Here is an 8,165-nt window from a genome sequence, read left to right as displayed (position 1 = left end):
GACACTCTCACTTTACCAAAGGAAGCGGTGTTTTTCTATTTTTCAATCAAGGTATCTTATCGATCACAAATCCAGTACGCACACGGACTTAGGCTGATTTATTAGATGCGAAAGTTGAGTTTATAATACTGGAGTTCATTTTGAATTGTCGCTCGTTCCGCCTTTAATGAAAATTTCTCACTCCCGAAGAACTCTTCAGCTAGACGTTGCTCTAGGGCCTTGATCTTTTTCCCGGCGAATAGAAACCCGAACAAAGGATTTCTTAGCTCATCGAGTTCCTTCATGCATTGATCAAGCACTTGAACTTTGGTGGCTTCAATAACACGAAGAAACTTGAAGGTTTTCTGTTCCCTATTCAAGCTTAAATGTATTGGCTGTAGCTCCTTCAAGAGTGCTTCGAGGCTGGATTTCCATTTGTCAAAAGTCATTCCATCAAAATGAAACTTGATTTGGCTCATTTCTCTTAACTGATCCATAGCGTGGAGAATTCCAGACAACGATCTCCACAGATCAAACAGACGCTGCGGTTTCTTACCATCTCTCAACTCAGCTAAATTCAACCGATTCTTCCATTGCTGTTCGAAAGTCGATTCATAAGCAACATACTTTTGAACCTGGTCCGAGTGGAGGAAATATTGGGAGTCGATTTCACCCTCAATATCACTAATCATTTTGGAATGTGTTTCTTTAATTTCGGATTCAACCTGTTCCTTGTGTCTACGGTATGCCCCATGCCGGGTCTTGATTTTCTCGTAATTAACTGTTTTGAATATACCGGCGAAATTTGAATCCTTTTTGCCAAGGCGAAGAATTGGATTTTGCACGAAGTCATCGAGTTTCATTTTATCCAAGACAGAGTTTATCTTATCTTCGACAACATCCAAAGCTTCCTTCTTATCACTAACCATCAGAACCGATTTACCGTTCATTAGAGCATTAAAAATGATGGCCGTGATCGTATGGCTCTTGCCGGTACCAGGAGGACCCTCTATAATGATCCGGTCGCAACCTTCTGTGTCAATCGCCTTCAGGACTTGGATTTGCTCTTTGTTTAACGGAATAGGACTTGTATAGCTGAGCCTTTCACTACTGGTCTTGTTCTCATAATCCTCCTCAATGACTCTAGCAAAGGACTTGGGGTTACGGACAAGAAAGTCTTCACTGAGCTTGTTAAATAGAGCCAAGGCCTCGGAATTCTCCCCGGACTGGAGCAGAGTTAGCAATTCCTCGTAATCATTAAGCAATGATTCGTCAGACTTGTCAGCGAGAACAAAATAACATTGATTCGTAATCTCAAATTTACCGTTCTTATTTTTTAATACTGAATCTTGTGATCCCTTAAGATCGATTGTTCGCATCCCTAGGAAGTTGGTTAATTCGCTGATTATATTTTTGAGATAAGTAATGAACTCCGTTTCACTTTGAAAATTGGCCAAGTAAATATGCCGCGGCGGAAGCTCAACCTGCCAATCCTTTTTTTGTTCTTCAGCGTATAAACCCGTTACGTATTCGATGGCCTTCTTGTTTATGAGCAGCACAGGGTCAAACTCAATGGAGAAACTATCATGCTCATTTTGTTCGATTGAAAGTGGTATATAGAAAACGGGGTAGCGCTGCTCCTCGTAACAGATATCAAGGAAATACAAATAAAACTCATACTTATCCGTTAAAAGTTTATTTTTCCAAAGGTCATAAAGCTCATCATATAGACCGGCAAGGCGATATTCATTAAGATAATTTGTTACATCAGAAAGTGTTGGCTCTACAATTTCTTCAAGCAACTGTTCTATCTTGAATTTCCCCGGCAACTTTTTCCTACGCAATTCACGATTAATGTAGGTTTCAATGGAGGCAAAATCTATATTTCCATCATCAATTTGATTCAACGCTTGTTTACAAATGCTCTCTGGAATTCGAATTACTGCGGAATCACGGTTTATCGCTCCGAAAGGATTATTGAAATGAGACAACAAGGCTTTAAGTGCCATCTCATTGATACCCGGATAATTCGTCAAGTGAATTTCCGATTCAGGTTCCGCACCAATCTTGCGACTTGGGGCTGAGCGACCGGAAAAATCGGATTCCAAAAACGCCATATAATAACGGGCTAGTTCAGAAAGAAATTCCTTTGAATGAGTTATGCCATCAATCATGTTATTCCACTCCATAGTCCTTGATAGGTCTTTCTTCTCATTCCTATTTTACCATATGGTGGATTATGCTGGCTTTAATATTAGACATTTTCAGTTTCACAAGCAACTTAATGTGTTTAATAGCTATCCTCGTATAGTATAATGTACTCAAAATTTGGATTACTTCGAGGTATATAAATGAATAAACGAGTTGCTTTTGTTGCATGTTCTAAGAAAAAAAAGGCATATTCCTGTGAAGCGGAATCGCTGTATGGGGATTCTCAACTATTTAAATTTGCTTCTTTTTACTGTAAAACCCATTATGACGCTTGGTTCATTCTTAGTGCAAAACATGGACTTGTGACACCATCGGATATTATCGAGCCCTATGATCAAACGCTTAAATCTGCTTCTGCCGCTGTTAAAAAGCAATGGACAAAAGAAGTCTTTCGACAAATCCAAGACCTGTTCGGCCCCCAAAAGCCAGTAATCTATCTTCATGCAGGCAAAGATTATGTTGAATATCTGATTCCATTACTTGAAAATGCTGGATTTCAATGTGAACGTCCCTTGAAAGGTCTCGGTGTAGGACAACAACAACGTTGGTATAAGGAGTCTTTGGCATGAAACCTTTTAAGAACGTCTGGGATGATATTTTAGCTGCCTTGGAAAGTAATGACCATGTAGTTCGAACTCTAGTACAAGGTAAAAAGAACATTGTAAACAGCATTACAGAAGACGGACTTCTCGTAACAACTAAATCTGCTCCGCAGTTTGTGTCTAAGGATTGGATCCAAGACGCTTGGAATGCATTAAATGAAAAAAAATCTTTGACAGCAGAAGATATTCCAGGTCATGGCCGTCACCGATCCTCTTTTATAATGGCCTTATTATCGCTACTATCTTACATAGACGTTAGTAAAGATCCTGTCGCCACGCTCTTTCTTAAAGATCTTGATATTTCATACAGTAATACAACTTGGATTTTTCAGGGAAACCCAAAAAAGTTTAACATTGAAGGATACATTTCTAAAAACAAATATATATGGTGGAGCATTAGACAAAAGCAATTTGAAAAAGAGATCCGAATTGGAGATGAAGTTTTTTTATGGCGAGCTGAAGCTGGGCAACAAGGTAGTGGGGGTGTAATCGCACGAGGTACTGTGATTGGTCTCCCAATACTCAGAACAGACGAGGAGTCAAAAGAATATTGGTATTCTAATGACTGGTCGGTACCGGGAATACGTGTACCTATCGAGCTTCATGAAGTTAAAGTAACATCTGGTTTTATTCCTCGGAATGAGTTAGTTACACATAATTCTTTAAAAAATTTGCTTATTCTCAGAATGGCCACGCAAACGAACTATAAACTTGAGGATCTGCATGCACGAGAAATTCGTTCATTATGGGGTGTTCCTGACATTCAGTACCAGATTGATGAAGAAGAAGCTAACCTTTTTCCAGAAGGGAAAAGAGTGTTTCGTCAACACCGGGTTATAGAAAGAAACCCTTATCTCATCAAAGCAGCAAAAGAATATCATAAAAAACGTATGAACGGCGAATTAAAATGTATGGTTTGCGACTTTTCATTTGCAGAGAAATACGGAGCAATAGGAGAAGATTTCATCGAGGGTCATCATACAAAACCTATTTCGGAAATAGAAGGCGAATACAATGCTACCGTCGAAGACATTGCATTAGTTTGTTCTAATTGTCATCGCATGCTCCACAGAAAACGTCCATGGTTAAGCATGTCTGATCTGAAAAATCTGATTTGCAGAAAGGAAGTATGACTATGGAGCAATTAAAATTAAATTTTCATAGAGCCATGTTGGGTATTTATCAAACTTCAAAAAAAGAATTAGGATACAATGCAAACCGTTTCGTTCAAATGCTCACTTCTCCAGATGAGTCAATTCGAACTGCAAAGAAGTTTGTTTTATCACAAACACCGAGTGATGGCTTCTCAGAATTATGGAGTAGAGGTAGACTGGATCTTACAGTCGAAGCACTTGTTGGCTTTCATGAAGAATTTGAGCCGCTTTTTTCCGAAGATGAAAGAAACGCTGCTCGTAATCGCTTAATAAATATGGGGTATAAGCCGAGCTAGTTTTTGCTCGGCTTCTCCTTTTCCTTTTCCAGAGCCACTTTCAAATCAAAGGCTTTACCATGAAACGGATTAACAACCTTTGGTCTGGTTTCAAGCGATAAAAGCGAAAAACCATATTGTAGATCTCTCTCGTCCAGCTTATCTTTGCCTGCTTTTAGGGCAGTTTTAACGGAGTGATGCAGTAAATGACTTAATGTTCTGGGTATTCCTAAAGTAGCATAATAGATCTTTTCGGAAAGATATGGGTCATAAATACTGGAATGCTCAGCAAGTGGTAGTTGATAATCGATGCTTTTCAAGAAGCCCCTGAACTCCTTCTTTTGTTCCTCCGTTACATACTTAAACCCATAGAAAGTTGGTTTATACGGAAAACGTTCATCCAATTGCTTATTTGAGGCGAAAATTCGTTTGGCGTCTTCCATGATTCCACCAAAAATAATCGGTAAATTCAAGTCGTTCAATAATTGTTTGAGCCAATCTGCTGCCTTCCTAATAACCCGTTGTGTATCAGTGTCTATCAAATGCTGAAGTTCATCAATTATCAACAATTCTACCTCAGCATCCTTTATGTGTTCCTTTACTCTTGAAGTCAGCTGCTTCTCAGTTCCTTTGTCATAAAAGGGATCACCCAGCTTTTGTAGCATTTTCGAAGCCACGTTTTGCGGCTTTGAATTCGAATCTAATTCTACACGAAGAACGGGGACTATATCATATTCAATCTTATGATTATTTACAGTCTTCACTTTGGTTTCTTTAGGATATCGACTTTCATAGGTCTTAAACAAAGTTGACTTGCCCGCTCCTGTTTCCCCAAGAATTGCAGCACCCTTCTTGAAAATGTGACAATCCTGAATCACTTGGTACAAATCAAGAAATCGTTGGTGATGCACAACGATCTGATCTAACATCAGTAGTCTTTCTTGAAGTTCAATTTCATTTATTGCGGATCCACCTAAACGTGAAAAGGTGTGTTTGTCCATTTTAACCTCCTAATCGAGATACTTCATACATGGGAAGGTCATCATCTATGCTGGATTTATGACCATCCTCACTTTTAGCATTTGACACAATCATCGTTATCTCGGCCGTTTCATTTTGTTTTTTCTGATTTGAGTTTCCCTGTTTTTTATTGAAATCAGACTCAGTTAGTTCTCCTATGTAATGTAGTGTTTCCGGGTTTTCAGGGTCACCTAAACTCTCAAAATCAAAAGTTTGAAGTGAGAGTCCATCGATTATCCGAGCTTCTTCTGCGAGGGTTTGCTTGTACTTGTTCCGTTTGTCTTTATTTTGATCATTTTGGATTTGTTTGATATTTTTTAATGCATCTATCACATGGGTATCATCAAAAGCACGACGCTGTCTTCCTTCACTTAAACAAATCGCTTTTATTTGTTGAAAAGGAAGGGGAAGTATCGGATCCACATCGTAATGCTTTTCGAAATCGTGCAATCGGTTGGGATCAATATAAGCTTCTATGAAGGTTTTATTATAGGGATCTTCGATATAAATCTTCTTAACATTAGAATGATCAAAACGTATCACCACCTGGGTATCTTCGTCTCCATTTTGAATTAATCGATAACGCAGCTTCATTAGCTCGTCGCTTGTATACCACGTTTCCTCGAGCATAATTCCCTTGTTTTGGATGATTCTCTTCTCCCTGCCTCCACACAACGCCAGGGTGATTTCTTTTTTGCTGAAGGGTAATTCTTTGATAAGACTTGGGTCGTCTGCGAATGCCTTCTCCCAAATCTGATGAGGGGTACCTCCCATACGGCTGTGGCTCCAATTGTGCGAAATGATATCGACAAAAATGATATGCGCTATGTAATAAAACGCTTGAAGAGTAATACATGCTTTTCCCTTAGAGTCATATTGCTTCTTTTCATAGATGTTGGAAAAGCTCGTACCCTTTAAAGTATGTAATATCTCGTTGAAGGTTTTCAGACCGCGTTCAACTGTTCCTTTCTTATGCCCCGCTTGAACTTCAGGATAGAGCGGATCGATACCGAAATAATCGAAGATCTCCTCCAGATCGTAAGAGTTATTTTGGGAAGCGTTATCGATAACCAGTTCTTTAGGAATTCCATATGCAGTCCATTCGTTCTGTACTGCTGGATATATCTTCTTCAGATAAACTTTCGGTAAAAAGCAGTGCAACAAACACTGCTTGATCGCGAAAGTATCTGGATACTCAAAAGTAATATAAAATCCTAAAGGTTCACCAGAGAAAACATCAATCGCGTAGACAAGCCATGGTTTCTTTCTTTCAAGAGTTTTTGGGTCAACCAAATATATATCCGTTGGAGTCCAATCTAGTTCCACCCGTTGTAATGGTCGGGTTGGTTTCTCTGTCATACTTTTTGATCCATCACGTTGCAGCTTAGCTGCAACATATCCATCCCTCGCAGCATTTTGACGAAACAAGTCGCGGTTTTCTTTCAATATTCTCCAAATCGTCTGAAATGAGCGAAGGACCTGCTTTTGATCCTCATTTCTTAATTCATTAACATTTTTAATGCTGTCCTTATACAACCGATAAATCTGATGGTAGATTACTTCTTCGCCTGTGTAGAGATTATCATCCATAATCTTTTCTAACGAATTCATAACTTCTTTTTCGGTACGTCGGACCTTAGGACCTGGTTTAAGATCGAGTAAATACCGTGCATCTCCGTATCGATCCCATATTTTCTTCCAGTTATAGAAAGTTGCCTTTGAGACCTTGTAGCCTTTCTCATCGCGAAGTGTCTTTAGATATTCATCTAGTTTTATTTTATGATAACCCCCATCGATAACTGGTTTAAGAACATCTAGCTTTATCTTTATACTTGCTTTTTCCTTCTCACTTAGTTGATTCAGATCCAATTTGATTTTATTTGCTCTTTCAGTAATGTCTTGAAATGCGAGTCGTTCCTCGTCAAAGGCTTCCTCTAATTCGCTTATAGGAAAACTTTTGGTTTGTTTGTATTTTACTAGTTCAACAACAATTTCATTTCGTTCGGAACGCTTGATCACATGTTCCATTCCATCCAATAAAAACTTAGTACCATATGAAAAGCGGTTTCTAGCCACAAGTATCCTCCTTCATTGGTAAGTACCATATAATTGAACTATCATTTAGAGGGTGATGTACTATGTCGGTACCAATTTCGCTGGCGTAAATCAATTTGTGCAGATTAAGCATGAACAAGGATTCATCGATTATGTTACAAGCATTTCTTAAATTAAAGATGGTTTGCGGGCCAATATACTCCAACATTGCTTTAATATACTCCGCCACAGAGGGAATGATTTTATGTCGTTTCACCTCATGCAATAGTCTGAGATTTTTTTGTAAGTAACCAGGTCGAATTTGATCTTCCGTAGCAACTAAAAAAGTCCAGCCCTTTTCTTCACATAATTTAGTCGCTGCATAAAATTTAGCCCGATTTAAATTAGAGGCAACAAACTCCTTTAACTTAACCTCTACCAGGTAATAATGATTTTCCCTTGTTACAATCAAATAATCAGGAAAGTATCGACGTTTCCTACCATTGTAGTGAAATCGAATACCAATCGGTTGGTAATAAATCTTTGTGATTGTAGGATCGAAATTACACAATCGAACATAATCACGTTCAAGAAGACTTTCTGCGTGTATGATTTTCAAGCTTTTGGACGAGCCGATTTTACTCCTGTAATGCCGACCTCTTGTTGGCCTGATCTTCCGAACAGGAATTTTCATAATTCATTCCCCTTGTTACAGAATTCGTTAGAATCAGTTTCGCCAATTAAGATATTAGGCAAACATTAAGGGTGTAAGGAGCCATTCCTGTAATGAAGTAATTTGAGCTTTGAACGCAAAAAGCCCCTCTTGTATACTGGGAAACGTTCCGGCAAGAACAAAACCCACATACGAAAGAGGCGCTCAAAATGAAGTA

Annotated in this window: 7 protein-coding genes; 3 read left to right on the top strand and 4 right to left on the bottom strand. The window is 38.8% G+C overall.

Going from position 1 to position 8,165, the window contains the following annotated elements; genetic code table 11:
• Positions 1–101: 101 nt before the first annotated feature.
• On the bottom strand, positions 102–2,153 hold the full coding sequence (locus KXG62_RS33325) for an AAA domain-containing protein (RefSeq protein ID WP_218096313.1): 2,052 nt from the start codon (positions 2,151–2,153) through the stop codon (positions 102–104).
• A gap of 177 nt (positions 2,154–2,330) precedes the next feature.
• On the opposite strand from KXG62_RS33325, the gene KXG62_RS33320 reads away from it, so the two are divergent.
• The 3 genes from KXG62_RS33320 to KXG62_RS33310 are packed head-to-tail and all read left to right on the top strand — an operon-like array spanning position 2,331 to position 4,242.
• Complete coding sequence (locus KXG62_RS33320; RefSeq protein ID WP_218096312.1) at positions 2,331–2,759, top strand: DUF6884 domain-containing protein; 429 nt, start codon at positions 2,331–2,333, stop codon at positions 2,757–2,759.
• Positions 2,756–3,925: an HNH endonuclease gene (locus KXG62_RS34310; RefSeq protein WP_246627761.1), complete on the top strand. Its 1,170-nt coding sequence runs from the start codon at positions 2,756–2,758 to the stop codon at positions 3,923–3,925. Before KXG62_RS33320 ends, KXG62_RS34310 begins: the two co-directional genes overlap by 4 nt.
• A gap of 2 nt (positions 3,926–3,927) precedes the next feature.
• On the top strand, positions 3,928–4,242 hold the full coding sequence (locus KXG62_RS33310; protein WP_218096311.1) for a hypothetical protein: 315 nt from the start codon (positions 3,928–3,930) through the stop codon (positions 4,240–4,242).
• Here the strand turns inward: KXG62_RS33310 and KXG62_RS33305 are convergent.
• From KXG62_RS33305 to KXG62_RS33295, 3 genes are read right to left on the bottom strand one after another with little or no spacing between them, the layout of a single operon-like run.
• Positions 4,239–5,222, bottom strand: coding sequence for a TniB family NTP-binding protein (locus KXG62_RS33305; RefSeq protein ID WP_218096310.1), 984 nt, complete (start codon positions 5,220–5,222; stop codon positions 4,239–4,241). The two genes, KXG62_RS33310 and KXG62_RS33305, sit on opposite strands and share 4 nt — an antisense overlap.
• 1 nt (position 5,223) lies before the next feature.
• Positions 5,224–7,317 (bottom strand): Mu transposase C-terminal domain-containing protein, encoded by a 2,094-nt coding sequence (locus KXG62_RS33300; RefSeq protein ID WP_218096309.1) that lies wholly within the window; start codon positions 7,315–7,317, stop codon positions 5,224–5,226.
• On the bottom strand, positions 7,310–7,969 hold the full coding sequence (locus tag KXG62_RS33295; protein ID WP_218096308.1) for a TnsA endonuclease N-terminal domain-containing protein: 660 nt from the start codon (positions 7,967–7,969) through the stop codon (positions 7,310–7,312). The genes KXG62_RS33300 and KXG62_RS33295 overlap by 8 nt, the downstream gene beginning before the upstream one ends.
• Positions 7,970–8,165 lie beyond the last annotated feature (196 nt).

It is taken from the genome of Paenibacillus solanacearum (assembly GCF_910593845.1).
In the GTDB taxonomy this organism is placed as follows: Bacteria; Bacillota; Bacilli; order Paenibacillales; family NBRC-103111; genus Paenibacillus_G; species Paenibacillus_G solanacearum.
This window is presented reverse-complemented; position numbering and strand designations above follow the sequence as displayed.

Coding starts and splice junctions, on each gene's coding strand:
- KXG62_RS33325 (WP_218096313.1), bottom strand. CDS start 2,153: ATGATTGATGGCATAACTCATTCAAAGGAATTTCTTTCTGAACTAGCC.
- KXG62_RS33320 (WP_218096312.1), top strand. CDS start 2,331: ATGAATAAACGAGTTGCTTTTGTTGCATGTTCTAAGAAAAAAAAGGCA.
- KXG62_RS34310 (WP_246627761.1), top strand. CDS start 2,756: ATGAAACCTTTTAAGAACGTCTGGGATGATATTTTAGCTGCCTTGGAA.
- KXG62_RS33310 (WP_218096311.1), top strand. CDS start 3,928: ATGGAGCAATTAAAATTAAATTTTCATAGAGCCATGTTGGGTATTTAT.
- KXG62_RS33305 (WP_218096310.1), bottom strand. CDS start 5,222: ATGGACAAACACACCTTTTCACGTTTAGGTGGATCCGCAATAAATGAA.
- KXG62_RS33295 (WP_218096308.1), bottom strand. CDS start 7,969: ATGAAAATTCCTGTTCGGAAGATCAGGCCAACAAGAGGTCGGCATTAC.